The organism is Cellulomonas sp. URHB0016, assembly GCF_054057935.1.
This window is the reverse complement of record NZ_JBSRZU010000001.1, coordinates 2,739,932-2,758,199: the sequence shown is the minus strand read 5'-3', so window position 1 is coordinate 2,758,199 and position 18,268 is coordinate 2,739,932. Positions and strand designations below refer to the sequence as shown.

The 18,268-nt window shown below is 72.8% G+C and carries 19 protein-coding genes, 2 tRNA genes and 1 pseudogene; 10 read left to right on the top strand and 12 right to left on the bottom strand.

Annotated features, from left to right (window positions below):
* Window positions 1-100 precede the first annotated feature (100 nt).
* Together ACVW07_RS12700 and ACVW07_RS12695 are read right to left on the bottom strand one after the other, a co-directional pair.
* Window positions 101-652, bottom strand: a complete 552-nt coding sequence (locus ACVW07_RS12700; protein ID WP_456819596.1) for a hypothetical protein — start codon at window positions 650-652, stop codon at window positions 101-103.
* Window positions 639-1,028, bottom strand: a complete 390-nt coding sequence (locus ACVW07_RS12695) for a DNA/RNA non-specific endonuclease (protein WP_456821078.1) — start codon at window positions 1,026-1,028, stop codon at window positions 639-641. Before ACVW07_RS12695 ends, ACVW07_RS12700 begins: the two co-directional genes overlap by 14 nt.
* On the opposite strand from ACVW07_RS12695, the gene ACVW07_RS12690 reads away from it, so the two are divergent.
* On the top strand, window positions 987-1,370 hold the full coding sequence (locus ACVW07_RS12690) for a hypothetical protein (protein WP_456821136.1): 384 nt from the start codon (window positions 987-989) through the stop codon (window positions 1,368-1,370). The two genes, ACVW07_RS12695 and ACVW07_RS12690, sit on opposite strands and share 42 nt — an antisense overlap.
* Before the next feature lie 73 nt (window positions 1,371-1,443).
* On the opposite strand, the pseudogene ACVW07_RS12685 reads toward ACVW07_RS12690, so the two are convergent.
* From ACVW07_RS12685 to ACVW07_RS12675, 3 genes and pseudogenes are all read right to left on the bottom strand, one after another.
* Window positions 1,444-1,725, bottom strand: a pseudogene (locus tag ACVW07_RS12685) (DUF6507 family protein); the annotation flags it as partial.
* A gap of 2 nt (window positions 1,726-1,727) precedes the next feature.
* Window positions 1,728-2,036: a hypothetical protein gene (locus ACVW07_RS12680; RefSeq protein ID WP_456819595.1), complete on the bottom strand. Its 309-nt coding sequence runs from the start codon at window positions 2,034-2,036 to the stop codon at window positions 1,728-1,730.
* 14 nt (window positions 2,037-2,050) lie between these two features.
* Window positions 2,051-2,392: a hypothetical protein gene (locus ACVW07_RS12675; protein ID WP_456819594.1), complete on the bottom strand. Its 342-nt coding sequence runs from the start codon at window positions 2,390-2,392 to the stop codon at window positions 2,051-2,053.
* Between the two features lie 225 nt (window positions 2,393-2,617).
* Between ACVW07_RS12675 and ACVW07_RS12670 the strand changes: the two genes are divergently transcribed.
* Window positions 2,618-3,787 (top strand): IS481 family transposase, encoded by a 1,170-nt coding sequence (locus ACVW07_RS12670; RefSeq protein WP_456818460.1) that lies wholly within the window; start codon window positions 2,618-2,620, stop codon window positions 3,785-3,787.
* Window positions 3,788-3,826: 39 nt separating this feature from the next.
* On the opposite strand, the gene ACVW07_RS12665 is transcribed toward ACVW07_RS12670, so the two are convergent.
* Window positions 3,827-3,899: transfer RNA gene (locus ACVW07_RS12665), tRNA-Arg, on the bottom strand.
* A gap of 107 nt (window positions 3,900-4,006) precedes the next feature.
* Between ACVW07_RS12665 and ACVW07_RS12660 the strand changes: the two genes are divergently transcribed.
* On the top strand, window positions 4,007-5,239 hold the full coding sequence (locus ACVW07_RS12660; RefSeq protein ID WP_456819593.1) for a low temperature requirement protein A: 1,233 nt from the start codon (window positions 4,007-4,009) through the stop codon (window positions 5,237-5,239).
* Between the two features lie 62 nt (window positions 5,240-5,301).
* Entirely contained in the window at window positions 5,302-6,201 is a 900-nt protein-coding gene (locus ACVW07_RS12655; RefSeq protein ID WP_456819592.1) for a ketopantoate reductase family protein, read from the top strand.
* Window positions 6,202-6,301: 100 nt separating this feature from the next.
* Here the strand turns inward: ACVW07_RS12655 and ACVW07_RS12650 are convergent.
* Together ACVW07_RS12650 and ACVW07_RS12645 are read right to left on the bottom strand one after the other, a co-directional pair.
* Window positions 6,302-6,390, bottom strand: a tRNA-Ser gene (locus ACVW07_RS12650).
* 64 nt (window positions 6,391-6,454) lie between these two features.
* Window positions 6,455-7,735: a threonine/serine ThrE exporter family protein gene (locus ACVW07_RS12645; RefSeq protein WP_456819591.1), complete on the bottom strand. Its 1,281-nt coding sequence runs from the start codon at window positions 7,733-7,735 to the stop codon at window positions 6,455-6,457.
* Between the two features lie 250 nt (window positions 7,736-7,985).
* On the opposite strand from ACVW07_RS12645, the gene ACVW07_RS12640 reads away from it, so the two are divergent.
* A complete protein-coding gene (locus ACVW07_RS12640) occupies window positions 7,986-9,524 on the top strand; it encodes an MFS transporter (RefSeq protein WP_456819590.1) in 1,539 nt (512 codons plus the stop codon).
* An 80-nt stretch (window positions 9,525-9,604) separates the two neighbouring features.
* Here the strand turns inward: ACVW07_RS12640 and ACVW07_RS12635 are convergent, their stop codons facing one another.
* From ACVW07_RS12635 to ACVW07_RS12625, 3 genes are all read right to left on the bottom strand, one after another.
* A complete protein-coding gene (locus ACVW07_RS12635) occupies window positions 9,605-10,198 on the bottom strand; it encodes a YdeI/OmpD-associated family protein (protein WP_456819589.1) in 594 nt (197 codons plus the stop codon).
* Between the two features lie 123 nt (window positions 10,199-10,321).
* The gene (locus ACVW07_RS12630; protein WP_456819588.1) at window positions 10,322-11,683 is read right to left on the bottom strand and encodes a hypothetical protein; all 1,362 of its coding nucleotides are present in this window, start codon (window positions 11,681-11,683) and stop codon (window positions 10,322-10,324) included.
* 9 nt (window positions 11,684-11,692) lie between these two features.
* Window positions 11,693-13,147 (bottom strand): RNB domain-containing ribonuclease, encoded by a 1,455-nt coding sequence (locus ACVW07_RS12625; protein ID WP_456819587.1) that lies wholly within the window; start codon window positions 13,145-13,147, stop codon window positions 11,693-11,695.
* A gap of 287 nt (window positions 13,148-13,434) precedes the next feature.
* Here ACVW07_RS12625 and ACVW07_RS12620 point away from each other — a divergent pair, with 287 nt between their 5' ends.
* From ACVW07_RS12620 to ACVW07_RS12600, 5 genes are all read left to right on the top strand, one after another.
* Window positions 13,435-14,124: a glycosyltransferase gene (locus ACVW07_RS12620; RefSeq protein WP_456819586.1), complete on the top strand. Its 690-nt coding sequence runs from the start codon at window positions 13,435-13,437 to the stop codon at window positions 14,122-14,124.
* 48 nt (window positions 14,125-14,172) lie between these two features.
* A complete protein-coding gene (locus ACVW07_RS12615; RefSeq protein WP_456819585.1) occupies window positions 14,173-14,856 on the top strand; it encodes a GOLPH3/VPS74 family protein in 684 nt (227 codons plus the stop codon).
* 146 nt (window positions 14,857-15,002) lie between these two features.
* Window positions 15,003-15,698 (top strand): phosphatase PAP2 family protein, encoded by a 696-nt coding sequence (locus ACVW07_RS12610; RefSeq protein ID WP_456819584.1) that lies wholly within the window; start codon window positions 15,003-15,005, stop codon window positions 15,696-15,698.
* Entirely contained in the window at window positions 15,695-16,417 is a 723-nt protein-coding gene (locus ACVW07_RS12605) for a phosphatase PAP2 family protein (RefSeq protein WP_456819583.1), read from the top strand. Before ACVW07_RS12610 ends, ACVW07_RS12605 begins: the two co-directional genes overlap by 4 nt.
* The gene (locus ACVW07_RS12600) at window positions 16,414-17,367 is read left to right on the top strand and encodes a diacylglycerol/lipid kinase family protein (protein WP_456819582.1); all 954 of its coding nucleotides are present in this window, start codon (window positions 16,414-16,416) and stop codon (window positions 17,365-17,367) included. Before ACVW07_RS12605 ends, ACVW07_RS12600 begins: the two co-directional genes overlap by 4 nt.
* Window positions 17,368-17,392: 25 nt before the next feature.
* On the opposite strand, the gene ACVW07_RS12595 is transcribed toward ACVW07_RS12600, so the two are convergent.
* Entirely contained in the window at window positions 17,393-18,211 is an 819-nt protein-coding gene (locus tag ACVW07_RS12595) for a nucleotidyltransferase domain-containing protein (RefSeq protein ID WP_456819581.1), read from the bottom strand.
* Window positions 18,212-18,268: the final 57 nt, after the last annotated feature.

Here is an 18,268-nt window from a genome sequence, read left to right as displayed (position 1 = left end):
GCTCGTGGTCAGGCGAGTGCGGTCCGGTCGGGTCGTGCGCGGACATTCGCAATGATCGACAGCAGCCCGCCCACGTCAACGAGCGACTCTGAATCCGGGCCTACTGCTTGGCCACGAGCCCTTCCGCGGTCAGGTCGTGTGTGCCTTCGTCGATATGGCGCTGTACCCACGCGGGTCGCTGGCCGGCCGGCAGCTCGTTGATGCGGGCCCATCCGGTCGCGATCTTCTCTTGCAGCCATACCGGCTGGTTCTGGGCGTCACGAGGGTGGGTGTGTTGGTCCACGACGTACGCGATCGGGTCAACGTCGACCTTCCAAGCCGGTTCGTCGTCGTAGTTGAACCCCGAGGTCACCGACAACGATGCGTCGATCTGCAGGTCGAACGTGAACCACGTCCCAAATCCCTTGACGTACATCACGTCGCGGAGCTGCTTCGCCATCTTGACGGCTTCGCGGGGTACGCGCGGCCCAAGGTCCCGGTCAGGGGAAGCGACGCGCACGCCGCCCTCGCTCGTCGCGGAAAGAGCTAGATGCCAATAGTGGATGGCTGTCCACCCAGGCTCAACGGAAGACACGATAGATCTAGCGATGGCCTCGATGAGCCGCGCCTGAGCGATCATCGGCGGCAGCCCATCGACATCAATCAGCGACATTGTCGAACTCCTTGTAGTTCGAGATCCCATTCTCAGTCCACTCGACAAAGAAGCTGTCAGGGACCTTGCTCGCACCCACGTACTCCGGCTCGATCCTCACGCTGACATCGACCGGCGGGGTCTGCCCGATCAGCGATCGCCACTGTTGCTCGAGGTTGTAGAAGCTCGCGGGGCCGGACTGGTTGATCTCCCGGAGCATGGGGACTGTGTTGAGGTATTCGCCGCCGCCGCCGAACATGTTGGCGAGCAGGTGTCCGCCGTCGTAGCCGGGCCCTCCTTCGCTTCCGACGCGGGTCTGCACCTTCGGGGAGCGGTCGGCGTCGCCGGTGGCGAGGTGTTCGACATAGGCGACGTCGGTGCGTCCGCCGGGTCCGATCTCGAAGACGTGCGGGCTGAAGTGCGCGTCGCCGTCGGCGTAGACGACGTAGACGGCGCCCTCTTGTGGGTTCTGGAGGTCGGCGTTGAGTTTGCCGGTTCCGCCGTAGGTGGTCTCGACGTAGGTGACCTTTCCGGTCGCGTCAGTGTGGAAGTCGCCGCGGCCCTCGACGTGATAGACGGCGTCCGGGAGAAGGTCGGTGCGGGCGGTGAACGGGGTCCGCGGGCCCGGGTAGCCGGCGTCGGTGGGGCTGATGCTGACCTGGTGCTCGGACTGCGGGCGCGGGTACAGCTCCGGGGGCTGACGGTCGGGGACATGGTCGGGCTCGCGCGTGCCAAGTGAGGTGCCGTCGACAGACGGGCTCTGCCCGTTCCCGTCGTCGACCGGGTGCGCGCCGGTGGGGTGCTCGGGTTCGGTCGTGGAGCTGGGACTGGTCGTAGGCGATCGTCGCGTTCGCGACCCCGACGATCCCGGCCCGGATCCGGTTGCCGATGTGCGTCAGGTTCGCCGCCTGCGCGCCGAGCACCGCGTCCAGGGCGGTGGCGACGTCACCGGTCAACGGCCCACCCGTGGCCACCCCGTCCATCACCGACGCGAACTTGAGCTCGGACAGCTCGCCCTCGAGCTCCTGGGCGCTGCCCTGCACGTCGAGCAGCACATGCTGGACGTCCGCGGACACGATCCGCCACCCCGTCATGCTCAGCCCGGGATGGCCGACGCGGCGCGCTGCAGGGAGCGGCGGGCGATCTCGTCGTTGTCGGCCAGGGAGTTGCGGATGGCCTGGATGATGCCGCGGACCTCGGTGCCGGCCGCGTTCCACTGCTGCTCGACACCGGCGTACTGCTCGGAGACACCGTCGGCCTGGTAGACGGCCAGGGCGGCCTTGGCGTCCTGGTCACGGCGGGCCAGGGCGGCCTCCAGTGCGGCGGCGGCCCGCTCGAAGTTGGCCTGCGCCGACTGCGAGGACGCGATGTCGAAGTCGTTACGGTCGATCTGGTTGCTCGACATGATCAGGTCCCCTCTCAGCGCGGTGCGAACTTGGTGGTGTCGGCGCCGGCGAAGTCCGCCGACCCCTCGGCCGAGGCGTGCGCGTCGGCGCCCTCGTCGGCCGCGGTCACGAACGCCAGGTTCTGCCCCGCGATCGACTCGGTGATCCCGACCAGCGCGTTGCTCAACGTCGCCGCGACCTCATCGGTGCGGGACTTTAACGAGTTGAACGCCGCCTTCGCGGTCCCGTTGAACGTCCCCTCCAACGGCTCGGCCGCCTCCACGAGGTTCCGCACCAGCTGGGCCAGGTCGTCGGACTCCCCCGACGTCTTACGGCCCAGCACCTGCAGCGCGTCAGCCTCCATCGCGAACTTCATGCCGCCCCCTCGAACGTCGTGATCGTCCGAAGGTACAGGGGGGCTCCGACAGCGGCCGCCCCCCCTGGGCGCCTGCACGTCGCCCGAGAATGCGAGACGCCTCAAGACCGAGGTCCTGAGGCTTCTGCAACATCTACCAGCTCGGTGCGCCCGAAGGTGTGCTGTTTCAGGACATAGGCAACGGATGTCTCAGGACATAGGAAACGTCGACCGGGATGCTCGGGCATGTCGCGTGCCCAGTTGGTCATCACCGCTGTCGTGCTCGAGGGCCGTCCGCGGGCCGAGGTCGCCCGGGCCTACGGGGTCTCACCGAGCTGGGTCTCGCGCCTCGTGGCCCGCTACCGCCAGGACGGGGAAGCCGCGTTCGAAGCCCGCTCCCGGCGCCCGCGGACCAGCCCGACCCGCACCCCGGACGCGACCCTCGCGCTGATCGTCCACCTGCGCGCCAAGCTGACCGCCGACGGCCTGGACGCCGGCCCGCACACCATCGCCTGGCACCTGACCCACCAGCACGACCTGACCGTGGCCCCCGCCACGATCTGGCGGCACCTCAAGGCCGCCGGCCTGGTCGAACCGACCCCGTCCAAACGCCCCCGCTCGTCCTACGTCCGCTTCGAGGCCGACCTGCCCAACCAGCTCTGGCAGAGCGACTTCACCCACGTGCGCCTCGCCGACGGCACCGACACCGAGGTCCTGACCTTCCTCGACGACCACTCCCGGCTCGTGCTGGCCTGCACCGCTCACCACCGGGTCGGCGGCCACGACGTCGTGACCACGTTCCGCGCCGCGATCAGCGAGCACGGCGTCCCGGCCGCCGTGCTGTCCGACAACGGGATGGTCTTCACCACCCGCCTGGCCGGCGGCCGCGGCGGACGCAACGCCTTCGAGTCAGAGCTGGCCCGCCTCGGCATCGAGCAACGCAACTCCCGACCCAACCACCCCACCACCTGCGGCAAGGTCGAACGCGTCCAGCAGACCCTCAAGAAGTGGCTCACCGGACGACCCCGAGCCGCCGACCTGAACCAGCTGCAGACCCTGCTCGACACCTGGCGCGAGCACTACAACAACGCCCGTCCACACAGCTCTCTGCACGGACGCACACCCACCGCCGCCTACACCGCCAAAGCCAAGGCGCACCCCGTCGGCGGCGCCGGGACCCACCAGCGCGTCCGCCACGACCGCATCGACGACAACGGCAAGCTCACCTTGCGGATCGCCGGCCGGCTGCACCACATCGGCATCGGACGAACCCACGCCCGAACCCCCGTGATCATGCTCATCGCCGACCTCCAGGTCCGCATCGTGCACGCCATCACCGGCGAGCTCCTGCGCGAGCTCACCATCGACCCCACCCGCGACTACCAGCCCCAGAAACAACAAGACCCCGAACCCTGAGGGTTCGGGGTCTTGCTGATGTCTTGCAACATCACACGGTGCGCCCGAAGGGACTCGAACCCCCAACCTTCTGATCCGTAGTCAGATGCTCTATCCATTGAGCTACGGGCGCATGGCCCTCTGCGGGCCGCGTAAGACGATACAGGTCACGGGGCCGCCGCCCAAACCGGATCGTCGTGACCCTCCCCACGTCGGGGCGGCCCTGGCACGATCGCCCGCATGACGGCATCCGCGGCAGGCACCACACGGCTCGGCACGGGCGGCGGCACGTGGGGCATGCGGGCCGACGTGCTGCGGCACGGCGGCGGGGACGACTCCAGCCGGGTCGGCTTCGTCGAGCTGTTCTTCGACCTGGTGTTCGTGTTCGCGGTGACGCAGCTGTCGCACAGCGTGATCGCGCACCCCGACGTCGAGCACCTCGTGCAGGCGCTGGTGCTGGCGTGGGCGATCTGGTGGCTGTGGATCGACACCACGTGGGTGACGAACTGGCTGGACCCCGACCGGGTGCCGGTCCGGGCGATGCTCATCGTGCTCATGCTGCTGGGCCTGCTGATGTCGAGCGCGATCCCCGAGGCGTTCGGCGACAAGGCCCTGCTGTTCGCGGTGCCGTACGTCCTGGTCCAGGTGGGCCGGACGGTCTTCACCACGTGGGCGATGGGCCGGTACTGGCCGGACAACGCACGGAACTTCGTGCGGATCACCGTGTGGCTGTGCGTGTCGGGGGCGTTCTGGGTGGCGGGCGCGCTGGTCGACGAGGCGCGGATGGCCCTGTGGCTCGTCGCGGCGCTCATCGACGTCGCGGGCCCCCGCGCACTGTTCTGGGTGCCGTGGATGGGCCCGACGGACCCGACCACGTGGGAGGTCCGCAGCTCGCACATGGCAGAACGGGTGTCGCTGTTCATCATCATCAGCCTGGGCGAGTCGATCGTGGTCACGGGCAGCGCGTTCTCCGAGCTCGACGTCGACGTGGTCACCGTGGTCGCGTTCCTCGCCGCGTTCGTCAGCACCGTGCTCATGTGGCTGCTGTTCTTCGACCGGTCGGAGCAGCAGGCCACCACCTACTTCGCGGAGCAGGACGCGCCCGGCATGGTGGCGCAGACCGCGTACACGTACGTGCCGTTCCTGCTGGTCACCGGGATCGTGCTCACGGCGGTCGCCGACGAGCTCGTGCTCCTGCACCCCCGCGGGTCGACCGACCTGTGGACGGCGGGGATCCTGTGCGGCGCCGCCGCCGTGTACCTCCTGGGCAACGCGCTGTTCCGACGGGCGACCGGCGGCACCTGGTCGACGGCCCACCTCGTCGGCGTCGCGGTCGCGGCGGGGCTCGTCGCGCTCCACGGCACCGTCACGCCGCTCACGCTGAGCTGGGCGACGAACGCGGTGCTGCTCGCCGTGCTGGTGGGTGACGTCGTCGCCCAGCGCCGCGCGGCCGTCCGGTCCGCGAGCCGCTGACCCCGGCCGTCCGAGCCGTCGCTACGTTCGAGGTTCCCAGCCCTGAACGGAACAGGTGACCCGTGACCGAGCAGACGACATCGCCCCGCACCGTCGCGATCCTCGGACCCGGAGGCGTCGGCGGCCTCGTCGGCGCCCTGGCCGCCCGCGCCGGCCACCGCGTGGTCTTCCTCGCAGGGCCCTCGACCGTCGAGGCGCTCCGGTCGGACGGGATCAGCGTGACGAGCGCGCTGCTGGGCGACTTCTCGGTGCGTGCCGAGGCGGACACCGAGCTGCGCGAGCCCGTCGACGTCTGCGTCGTGTCCGTCAAGCACACGGCCATGCCCGAGGCGCTGGAGCGGGTGCCGGCCCCGCTGGTGGCGGATGGGCTCGTCGTCCCGTTCCTCAACGGCGTCGAGCACGTCGCGACCCTCCGCGAGCGGTTCGCCCCGCAGGCCGTCGCCGCCGGCGTGATCCGCGTCGAGTCCACCCGGACGGCCCCGGGGCGGATCGTGCACGGCAGCCCGTTCGTGCAGGCCGACCTGGCGAGCAGCACGTCCCCCGCCGAGCGCCTCGACGTGGCCGCGACCGTCCTCCGGGAGGCCGGAATCACGACCCGGGTGCTCGACGACGAGGTCGCCATGCTCTGGGGCAAGCTCGCCTTCCTCGCCCCGTTCGCGCTGCTCACCACCCGTTACGGGGTGCCCGTCGGCGACATCCGCACCACGCACCGCGACGAGCTCGTGGAGCTCGTCGCCGAGGTCGCGGCGGTCAGCCGGGCGAGCGGTGGGCCGGACACGAGCGCGAGCGCCCTGACCTTCTTCGACTCGTTCCCGCCCGGGGCGCGGTCGTCGATGCAGCGCGACGCGGAGGCCGGGCGCCCGCTCGAGCTCGACGCGATCGGCGGGGCCGTGCTGCGGGCCGCCGACCGGCACGGCGTGCCCGCGCCTGCCACCCGGAGGCTCGTCGGCCGGCTGACCTGACGGGCCAGCGCGTCGCCCGCCGCGTCACCCGCCGCGTCGCCCCACGCGTCCTCCGCGGACGACGAAGGCCCGGTCCGTCGTGGACCGGGCCTTCGTGAAGCGGAGACGGTGGGATTTGAACCCACGGAAGGGTTGCCCCTTCACGACCTTAGCAGGGTCGCGCACTAGACCTGGCTATGCGACGTCTCCAAGAACGTGGGACAGGGTACCGGGTGGGTGGTCCTGGACCAAAGCGGTCCTTCCGCGACGCCGGTCACCGGTCGAACGCCCAGGTCCGGTCGGTCAGCATCCGGGCCACGGCGAGACCGATCGACAGCGCGACGACGACCAGGCCGGCCTGCACGGTGTACGCGATCGCCGGGACGGTGGCGCCGTCGGCCAGGTGGAACACCGCCCGGTACGCGGTGGCGCCGGGCACCATGATCACGACCGCGGGCACCGAGATCGTCACGCGCGGCACCCGGATCCGTGGTGCGGACCACGCCGCGAGCACCCCGACGAGCAGCGCGGCACAGGCGGCGGCGCTCGGCGGCGCGAACCCGGCCTCGGCGAGCTCCAGCCGTCCGACGTTCGCGACCATCCCGATGCCCGCGGCGAGCAGCGCCATCCGCCACGGGCTGTTGAACATGAGCGCGAAGCCCAGCACGCCGAGGAAGCTCGCCGCGAACCTCAGCCCGAGCACGACCCCGGGGTCCAGGTCGAGCGGCGTCGACGGGTCGGGTTCCAGCCCGACGACCGTCGAGACCGCCCACAGGGCGAGCGCGGCCGAGACGAGGATCATGAGGGCGTACGTCAGGCGGGTCAGGCCGGCGGAGAAGTCGAGCCGGGCGAGGTCCAGGGCCGCGGTGACCAGCGCGAAGCCCGGGATGAGGAAGAGCACCGCGGAGACGTAGCCCGCCTGATGGCGGCCCTCCACGAGGCCCGCGCCCTGGAGCGCTTCGACGAGCCCGAGGTACACGGACGCGGCGACGGCGGCCGCGAGCATCGTCACGCCGAACTGGTTGTACCCGCGGTGCAGCAGCGCTCGGCGGACCGCCTGACCGAGCGCGGCGCCGAGGAACACCGCTCCGATCTCGACGGGCCCGCCGTTGTTGAGGAACGCGAACGCGGCGCACGCGATGCCGGACCAGAGCGCGTTGAGCGGCGCCGGGTACAGCGGCGGCGTGGTGGCGATCCGGTCGAGCTCGGCGGTCGCCCGCTCGACGGTGACCTCCCGGCCCGTGGTCGTCGCCTCGGACTCGAGCTCGCTCACCAGGATCTCGAGCGCGGCGAGCCGGTCGGCGTTGATCCCCACCGCGCGGACCTCCGACACCTCCGTGCGGAAGCTGGCTCCCCGGTGGGACGTCGTGGTGATCTCGGTCAGCGTCACGTGCGCCTCGTGCCGCTCGACGCCGAGCGCACGGGCCGTCCGCGCCATCGACGCCTTCACGCGGTACGAGCCGGTGCCGGCCGAGAGGCTGAGCCTGCCCACCCGCAGCGCGACGCCGGAGCGTCGGATCAGCTCGAGCTCGTCGTCCGTGGGCGCGGTGGGCACCGCACCATCATGGCCGCCGCCGGCGCCGGGACGCAGGACCCGCCCTAAACACCTGTGAGTCGGCTGAGAGTCCCCTGTCCGCTCCCGGCGAATCTCCCTTGACCCTCCTGGACGCGCGCTGGTGTGCTGACCAGCAGCAACCCTGCACGCCAGGGCATGTCAGAGGTCGCCGCTACCGTGCGGTGCACATCCCCACCACCTCCGGCGACGACGCCGAACCCTTCCTTCCCTGCGCCCCTGGGAGCCTGCCGTGACCGACCCTGCCCTTGCGACCGACGCGCCTCGCGTCGCCACCGACGCCGCAGAACCCGACCCGAGGCGGTGGTTGATCCTCGCGGTCATCGCCATCTCGCAGCTGATGCTCATCATCGACGCGTCGATCATGAACATCGCCCTGCCCTCCGCCGCGGCGGACCTCGACATCGCGTCCGAGGACATCCAGTGGGCCATCACGGCCTACACCCTGGCGTTCGGCGGCCTCCTGCTGCTCGGCGGCCGCATCGCGGACTACGTCGGCCGCAAGCGGGCGCTCATCATCGGGCTCCTCGGCTTCGCCGTGGCGTCCGCGCTGGGCGGCGCCGCCCAGACCGAGGCGCTGCTGTTCGCGGCGCGCGCCCTGCAGGGGGCGTTCGGCGCCCTCCTCGCGCCGGCCGCCCTGGCCCTCATCACCGTGACGTTCACCGAGGGGCGGGAGCGCGCGAAGGCGTTCGGCGTGTTCGGGGCGATCTCCGGGGGTGGCGCCGCGATCGGCCTGCTCGCCGGTGGTGTGCTCACCGAGTACCTCGGATGGCGCTGGTGCCTGTTCGTGAACCTGCCGATCGCGATCTTCGCCGCGGTCGCGGGCACGCGGATCCTCAAGGAGTCCAAGGCCTCGGGCGACACCCGGTTCGACATCCCCGGCGCCGTGCTTGCCACCTCCGGGCTCGTCGCCCTCGTCTACGCCTTCACCGAGGCCGCCAAGCAGACCACCGGCGAGGACGGCCTTCCGCAGGCCGTCGGCTGGACGGACCCGCTCGTCGTCGGCCTCCTTGCCTTCGCCGCCGTCGCGCTCGTGTCGTTCGTGCTGCTCGAGCGCAAGGTCAAGAACCCGCTCCTACCGCTGCGCATCGCGCTCGACCGCAACCGTGGCGGCTCGTACCTGGTGTTCTTCCTGGTCGGCGCCGGGCTGTTCTCGATGTTCCTGTTCATGACGCTGTACTTCCAGTACGTGCTCGGCTACGACCCGCTCAAGGCCGGGTTCGCGTTCCTGCCGTTCAGCATCGGGATCATCCTCATGGCCGGTGTCGTCGCGCAGCTCCTGCCGCGTGTCGGACCCAAGCCGCTCATGCTCGTCGGGCTCGCGATGGCCACCACCGGGCTGCTCCTGCTGCTCCGCACGACGCCCACGTCCTCGTACGTCACGTCGGTGCTGCCGGGGCTGATCGTCATGAGCGTCGGCATGAGCATGGTGTTCATCCCGGCGTCGAGCACCGCGCTCTACGGGGTCGGCGGGCACGACGCCGGCATCGCCTCGGCGCTGCTCAACACGTCACAGCAGGTCGGCGGGTCGCTCGGGCTCGCGCTGCTCAACACGTTCGCCATCACCGCGACGACGAACAAGCTGGCCGACCTCGCCGCATCCGGCCAGGACGTCACCCAGGCGGCGGTCGCCGCGCAGGCGCAGGTCGCCGGGTACCACGTCGCGTTCCTCGGCGGTGCCGTGCTGCTCGCGCTCGGGTTCGTGGTGGTGCTGACGCTCATCTCGGCGAAGAAGTCCGACCTGCCCACCCAGGCCGCCGTCGCCGCCTGACCGGCCGTGCCCGCGGCGCGAGCCGCGGGCACCGTCACCGTCCGACGGCACCACCCGTGCGCCGGGCCGGGCACACCCGGTCAGGTGCGCGGCCACTGGTTGGCGCGCTTGCCCTCCTGCGCGAGCCGCGCGGTCTCATCGAGCCGCGCGGCTCGCGTCGCCTCCCGCTTGGCGTAGACGATCCACTGCAGCGTCGCCCGGCGGTAGGACGGCGGGAACGCCTCCCACTGCTCGGCCGCTCCGGGGTAGCGCTCGAGCGCGGCCGTGAGATCGGGCGGGATCACGAGGTTCTCCACGTCGTCGAGCAGCGACCACGAGCCGTCCGCCTTCGCCGCCTCGACGACGGCCCTGCCCGCCGGTGTCATGCGACCGTCCGCCTCCAGACGTGCCACCCGCTCCTTGTTGGTCCCCGCCCAGCCGCTGCCCGGCTTGCGCCGCGTGAACCACAGGGCGTGCCGCTCGTCGTCGAGCGTGCGGCCGCTCGAGTCGATCCACCCCACGGACAGCGCCTCCTCGACGGCGAGCTCGTACCGCACCGACGGACGGCCGGTCGTCGACTTCCACGACACCAGCCACGCGCCCGGCGTGTCGGCGTGGTGCTCCAGGAGCCACGCGCGCCACTCCTGCACGGTCTCGGCGTGCACCTGGGGTGCGTCGTCGCGGCTGCCGGCCATGTCGTCCTCCGTCCCGGTGCCGCAGTGGCGGCGCCCGTGCGTGCGACCGCGGTCACGGTCGGCCTGCTCTCGGAGAGTCTGCCGGGGGTCGCCCTCCGTGGCGGCCCGGTCGGTGCGGTCCGGTCAGGTGATCGTCTCGTCGTCGAGCGCCGCGAGGTCCTCGTCCGCCGCGCGCAGTGTCCGCTCGGCCCGCCGGAGGTCCTGCGCGGCGGCGATCACGGCTCGTTCCTCGTCGTGCAGCGCCCGCTCCGCCTTCGCCAACCGTTCCTCGGCCCGCACGGCGTCCTTGTCGGCCTTGGCGAGCCGGCGGCGCAGCTCGGTCATCGCGGCCATGAGCTCGTCGTGCAGGTCGTGCGCCGCGCGGGCCCGAAGGGACACGTCCTCCAGGTCGGCACGTCGCTCGTCGCGCCGGCCGGTGGCCCGGTCGGCGGTCTTGCGCGCACGGTCGCGGGCGTCGACGGCGGCGGCACGGGCCGCCTCGGCCGCACGACGGCGACGATCCGCCGGGTCGGCGGAAGCCCGCGCCTTCTTCGGCGTCGTCGCCTTCGCCTTGGCCTTCGCCTTCGCCTTCGCCGGGTCCCGCTTCGTGGTGCTGCTGGGCCCCGACTCCCCGCCCGCCGTCGCCGTCACGCCCGCTGCGGCACTGCGGGGATGCTCGTCCGTCGGCTCCGCGACGACGGTCAGCCGTCCCCGAGGCCCTCGCCGCGACGCACCGCCGGCGCCGCGGACGCCCTGCCCCGCCGACCGCGGCTCTTCCTGCGCGCCTACGGACCCGCCGCCACCGGACGCGCCGCCACCGGACGCGGCGCCACCGGACGCGGCGGCCCCCAGGCCGGCGGCACCCGGGCCGGCGGCACCCGGGCCGGCGGCACCCGGATCAGCGGCATCGGGACCAGTCGCCGGACCAGGAGCCCCCGGACCGGCAGCGGCCGAACCGGCAGCAGCCGAGCCGGCGGCACGTCCTTCCTCGGGCGGCCCCAGCCCGAACACCCCGAACCCCGCGTACTCCCGGCCGGCGCTGAGGTGCCCGGACGTGACCTCGCGGGCGACGTCCGGGTCCGCGAGCGCGGCGGTGAGGGTGGCGTCGACCTCCTGCGTGACGGCGTCGCCCACCCGCTGTCCCGTTGCCCGGCCGAGCTCCCGCGAACGCCCGACGAGCGCGGTGACGAGCGTCCGGCGCTGCCGTGACAGGTCACGCAGGCCGGGCCCGTCGAGGGCACGCTCAGCCTCCCGGAGCGCCTCGCCGAGGGCGACGACCCGGTCCGCGAGCGTGGGGTCGTCGCGCATCAGGGCGTTGACGAGCGCGGCGGCGACGGTCGGCTTGCGCAGGGTGCCGATGCGGCGGGCGCGGTCCCGGTCCCCCGCGGCTCGCGCCGTGCGGACGGCGGCGTCACGGCGGGCCACGAAGTCGTCGAGCGGTCCGCCGTACAGGTCGTCGAGCACGTCGGCACCGACGGTACCGGCAGCCTCGTCCGCCTCGGCCACGGCGGGGACTCAGGCGTTCCCGTCGAGCGCGAACCGGACGGTCCGCCGGGCCACCGACGCGTCGGTGAGCCGCACGTCCACCCGCTCGCCGAGCGGCAGGTCGACGCCCTCCACACGGCCCCTCACCACGGGGTCGCGGAGCTGCACGACACCCGCCGTCCGGTCGTCACGCACGTCGACGACGACCCCGGAGAACGTCTCCCCGACCCGGTCGGACAGGAGCACCGCCTCGACGAGGTCCAGGCAGCCCCGCTCGTACTCGGACGCCCGACGGTCGCCGCCCGCCATGAGCTGCGGAAGGCCCGGCAGCGCCTCACGGACCCAGTCCGGCACCGGCTCCCCCGCGCAGACCGCGACGCACACCTCACCGACGAACCGGTCGACGAGCCGGCGCAGCGGCGCGGTGGTGTGCGCGTAGGGCGCGGCGATGGCGGCGTGACCGACCTCGTCGGGCACGGTCCCGTCGAACGCGACGTAGCCGGCCCCGCGCAGCAGGGTCGTGGCCTCGGTGAGCAGCGCCGCCTCGGCCGGGGTCCCGGCGTCGAGGTCGCGGATGAACTCGCCGTGCGTCGCACCCTCCGGCCAGGGAACGCCGAGTGCGAGGGCGGAGCGTCGCAGCCGGTCGACGTCGCGAGGGTCGGCGGTCGGCAGGGTGCGCAGCACGCCGATGCGGGCGTCGATCATGAGGCGGGCGGCGCACATCCCGGTCAGCAGGGAGATCTGGGCGTTCCAGTCCTCGACGGGCAGGGTCGCGCGGCTGACGAGAGCCCAGCCGTCGTCGGCGACGGGCACGACCTCCTGCTCGGGGGTGGGCAGGGTGATGCCGCCTCGGGCCCGTTCGGCGTCCTCGCGCAGCAGGCCGACCTCGCGCAGCAGCTGCAGCGACGGCGACGCGGTGCCGTCGTCGAGCGTGCGCTGCACCTCGTCGTACGTGTGCTGCGCGCGGCTGCGGACCCGCGCACGCCGCACGGTCACCTCGACCGGGGCGGCCTCCGCGTCGAGGTCGATGGTCCACAGGAGCGCAGGGGCGTCCTGGTCGGGCAGCAGGCTTGCGGCGCCCTCGGAGAGCTCCGGCGGGTGCAGCGGCGTGCGGCCGTCGGGTCCGTAGAGCGTCTCGACACGGCGCCGCGCCTCCGTGTCGACCGCGCCACCGGGCGTCACCCAGGCGGCGACGTCCGCGATCGCGTAACGGACCCGGTAGCCGTCACCGCGGCGCTCGAGGTGCACGGCCTGGTCGAGGTCGCGCGAGCCGGGCGGGTCGATCGTGACGAGCTCGAGGTCCGTGGCGTCGAGCGGTGCCGCCACCGGGCGGTCCGCCGCCGCCCTGGCCTCCGCGAGGACGTCGGCGGGGAACTCGTCGGGGATGTCGAGCTCGTCACGCAACGCTCGCAGGCCGCCACGCACGGCTTCGTCGACGCCCGTGAGGGTGGGCGCGGTGGCGAGGTGGACGCGGCGTCGGGGCACGGCGTGAGCCTAGGTCGACGTGCGCCACCTCGCCCAGCAGGAGACGGGCGGTCACCCGCGGCGCACCCGGCTGATTCCTGTACCGGCCGGGCTCCTGGTGGGAGGGGATCAGCCGTGCCGCCGTGGAGCCATCGGGTGGCGGCCCACCCGCTCTCCGGTGAGGATGTGCACCGCCGGCTGGCCCGGACGGGGGGACTGACGCGCCGCACGGCGCACCTGGAGGAGGACTTGGTGATCGAGGTCGACTCACCTGACCCGCGTTCCGTCGCCCGCCGGACGGGTCTCGCATGATCCGGCACGTCGCCGTCGTGGTCCCCGCCCGCGACGAGGAGGAGCTCGTCGACCGCTGCCTCGGGTCGATCACCGTGGCGCGCGGGCTGTCGCCGGTGCCGACCTCGCTGGTGGTGGTGCTCGATGCCTGCACCGACGGCACCGCGGCAGTCGTCGCCGGCGTCCCGGGTGTCCGCACGGTCGTCACGGACCAGGCGAACGTGGGCGCCGCCCGCGCGCTGGGGGTGTCGCACGCCCTGGCGGCGCTGCCTCTGGACGCGCACGACGTGCTGCTGGCCTGCACCGACGCCGACTCGGAGGTGCCACCGTGGTGGATCGCCGAGCTGGTGCGGCTGGCCGACGAGGGCGCCGACGTCGTGGTGGGGACCGTCCGACCGGACCCCGCCGACCTGGTTTCCGACGAGCTCGACGCCTGGACGGCGGGCCGGGTGCCCGGCGTCTCGAACGGGCACGCGCACGGGGCCAACCTCGCCGTGCGGGCGTCGTCGTACCTGCGTGCGGGCGGCTTCCCGCGCCGCACCGAGCACGAGGACGTCACCCTCGTGGCGTCGCTGCGCGCGACGGGTGCGCGCGTGGTGCCCTCGGACGCGGTCGACGTGCTCACGTCCGGGCGCAGGGTCGGCCGCACGCCCGGCGGGTACGCGGGACTGCTCGACCAGCGCTTCGTCGCCGCCTCACGCGCGTGAGACGCATCGAGGGCTGACCCGAGGGCTGCTGCCGTTAGCGTGAACGGCATGCTGCTCGCCGAGGACGTCCTGCTGATCTTCACCGACGACACGTCCGGCAAGACCACGCTCGACGGCACCCGGCTGGGCTTCGTGCTCGCCGGTGCCGTGCTGCTCGACCTGGCCATGCTCCGCCGGGTCGACGTCACGCCGCCCGGCCACCCGGTCGGCAAGGGCCGGGTCGTGGTCGTCGACCGCACGCCCACCGGCGACGCGCTGCTCGACGGCGCCATGGTCAGGATCGCGGAGCGCACACCTCGCCGGGCCAAGGACGTCCTGGGACTGATCAAGAAGGACCTGCAGACGGCGGTGCTCGACCGCCTCGCCCGCGCGGGGATCCTGCGCCAGGAGGCGGCCAAGGTCATGGGCATCTTCCCCGTCACGCGGTGGCCCGCCGTCGACGGCAGCCACGAGTCGGAGATCCGGGCGGGCGTCCGCGACGTGGTCGTCTCCGGCCGCACACCGACGGACCGGGAGGCCGCGCTCGTGTCGCTCCTGCTCGCCGTGGACAAGGTGCCCGCCGCCGTCGGACGGACCGAGGTGTCGCACCGCGAGCTGCGCAGCCGCGCCAAGACCATCGCGCAGGGCGAGTTCGCCGGCGAGGCGGTGCGGCGCGCGATCGCCGACATGAACGCCGCGGTGGCGGCTGCCGTGGCCGCGTCCACCGTCGCGGCTACGAACGCGGGAGCATGACGACCGCGGGAGCATGACGGCCGCGTGCGTGTGACGCTCGCGCCGGTGTGGCCGCCGCGAGCGCGTGAATCCGCCCTCCGGGTGACGTCCGCCACGAGCAGGGCTCCCAGCGCGCGCAACCTGGCGCGCCCTCCTACCCTCCGAGCATGCCTCCGACACCCAGCCGCAAGCGCGCCCTCCTGCGCGCCACCGCGTTCGGGCTCGGCGTCTCGATCCCGGTGTTCGTGCTCGCCTACCTCGTGCGCGCAGAGGCACCGGGGCTGACCGGGTTCGACGAGAAGGCGATCGTCGCCGCCACCACGTTCACCCGCGAGCACCCGGGCTTCTTCCGGGCGCTGGTGGTGTGGCAGGAGGTGTTCCAGGCCCGCTGGGTCAACCTCGCCGGCGCGCTGCTGTGCGTGTGGGTGTGGCGTCGGCACGGCCTGGCGACCCGGGCGCTGTGGGCGTTCTGCACGCTCATGGTCGCCTGGGTCCTCCAGCTCGGCGCCAAGGCGCTCGTCCAGCGGGCCCGGCCCGTCGTCGACGACGCCCTCGAGCACGCCCCCGGATCGAGCTTCCCGTCGGGCCACGCCACCAACACGGCCGCCGCGACGCTCACCCTGACCCTGCTCGTGTGGCCCCTCCTCGGGCGCAGGGGCCGGGTCGTCGTCCCGGTCGCCGCGGGCACGATCACCCTGGTCACGGCCCTCGACCGGGTGTTCCTCGGCGTGCACTACCCGTCCGACGTGGTCGCCGGCATCTTGTTCGGCACCGCGATGGCCGGCGCCTCGTACATCGGCTACCAGGGCTGGAGCCCGCAGCTCCCTGCGGACTCGCAGCCCTCTGTGGAGAGGATCCCGTGACCGCCCTCGTCGACCCCAGCCCGCACCGCACCACCGTCCACACGTTCCTGCACCGCTACGAGCTCGACACGTCCCCCACGACGTTCCGCGACGCGGTACGGGACCTCGCCCGACGGACCCTGCTGCCCGCTGTTGCGTGGTGGGTCGTCGTGGTCGCGATCGGCTTCCTCATCGTGGGTCCGCTCGACGACCTGCCCGCGGAGCTCGCGGTCAACAAGTGGTTCGAGGAGCGCCGCACAGCCGGCCTCAACTCGTTCACCCTGTTCCTGTCGAACATCGGCCAGACGCAGTTCATCATCGGCGCGTGCGTGCTGGTGGTGGCGCTGTTCTGGTGGCGGACCAAGCAGTGGTGGGTCGCCGTGATCCCGGCCATCGCGATCGGTGTGCAGTCGATCCTGTTCCTCACGTCGTCCTTGCTCGTCGGCCGTGGCCGCCCGGAGGTGGAGCTGCTCGACGACTCCCCGCCCACCACGGCGTTCCCCAGCGGCCACACGAGCGCGTCCACCGCGTTCTACGTGTCGCTCGCGCTGCTCTGCCAGCGCATCCAGCGGCCGTGGCTGCGGCGGAGCCTGACGTTCCTGTGCCTCGTGGTCCCCTTCGCGGTCGGGACCGCGCGGCTGTACCGAGGGATGCACCACCTGACGGACGTGCTCGTCGGGATGGCGAACGGCTTCGTCTGCGCGCTGCTCGCGTGGCGCTACCTGCGGCGTGACGTGTGAGCGGCCTGCCCGCCGCCGAGCAGCGGAACGACGACCGGCCCCTGCGCTCGGCGGTCGTCATCAACACGAACCGCGTGGAGGGCGCCGACGAGCTCCGCGCGGACATCACCGCGCAGCTCGCGGAGGCCGGCTGGCCGGCGCCCGCCTGGCTGGAGACGAGCGCCGACGACCCCGGCCGCGGCCAGGCCCGGCAGGCCGTGGAGGACGGTGCCGAGGTGGTCTTCGTGTGCGGGGGTGACGGCACCGTGCGCTCCTGCGTCGAAGGGCTCGCCGGCACGGACGTCGCGCTCGCGGTGCTTCCCGGCGGCACCGGCAACCTGCTGGCCGCCAACCTCGACATCCCCACCGACGTGCCCGACGGCATCGCCACCGCACTGGCCCGCGGACGGCGCTGCATCGACGTCGGCGAGGTCGACGGCCAGACGTTCGCCGTGATGGCGGGCATGGGCTTCGACGCGTCGATGGTCGACGACGCGCCCACCGAGCTGAAGAACCGTGCCGGCTCGATCGCGTACGTGGTGTCCGCCCTCAAGCACCTGGGCGACGACGAGATGCACGTCGAGGTCCGCGTCGACGACCAGCCGCCCGTCCGCCGCCACGCGCGCAGCGTGCTCGTCGGGAACGTCGGACGGCTCCAGGGCGGGGTGAACCTCCTGCCCGACGCCGAGGCGGACAGCGGGAAGATGGACGTCGCGATCATCGCGCCGCGCAACCTCGGCCACTGGGTGCAGCTCGCCGTGGCCGTGGTCCTGCGCCGCGAGCGGGTGCCACGGATGGAGGTGCTGCGCGGCGCGAAGATCACGGTCCGCAGCACCAAGCCGCAGCCGCGGCAGCTCGACGGCGACGTGATCGACCCGTCGAACAACCTGGTCGCGACCGTCCGGCCCGGCGCCCTGTGGGTGTGCGTGCACCAGCCGGACACCACCGACGACCTGGCCGAGGGCGACTGAGCTCCTGACGCCGGTCGGGCGGCGCTCAGCTCGGGGCGTAGCGCTCGACCGCCGACACGAAGTACGCCGCCGTGGACCGCCGGGCGGACCGGAGACCCTCCTCCGTCCGGCGCACGTCGAGCCAGTCCCGATCCCGCAGCTCGTGCTCGACGACCCGCCGCAGGACCGGCGGCACCGGTCCGGTCCGCATCTCGCGCCCCAGGGCCTTCTGCTCGACGAGCGCCTCGACCGCCTCCACGACCACCGCCGGCAGGTCCGCGCCCGCGACGAGGGTCGGCAGGTCCATCGGCGGGATCGCCGCCCCGGGGTGCAGGTCGAGCCATCGGAGCGCCAGCGCGGGACGCAGGGCGTAGAACGTCTTCTTCAGCGGCATCTCGCCGTCCGGGGAGAGGAACCGCTGCCACTGGCCACGGCCGACCCCCTGGTAGTGCCGCCCGACGAGCGCCCGGTCCGCCACCTCGTCCGCGAGCGCCAGGAACTCGTCCGTGAACCCCGGCACCGCCCGGTACACCAGCGGTGAGCGGATCCACTCGGTGATCACCGCGTTGCCCTTGACGAGCAGGCCGACGGCCTTGCGCAGGTCCCACCCGTTGACGTCGAGGACGGCGTCCGGGGCGCGCTCGACCACGTCGCGCGCCGGCCACGGGTCCAGGTACGCCGTCAACCGGCGCACGTACACGAACCGGCAGTCGTAGTCGCTGTCGGGCGACGGGAAGCCCCACGCCCGGCTGCCGCTCTCGACGGCTGCGAGGATCGCGACGCCCTCCTGCCCGACGACCTCGTCGAGCAGTGCGTCGACGGCCGTCACGGCTTCGGGGGCGAACGAGTCGGGGAGGGTGTGCACTCGGGGACCCTACGGTCCGGCGGCCGCGAGCTCATCGTGATTGCACCGGGCAGCCGG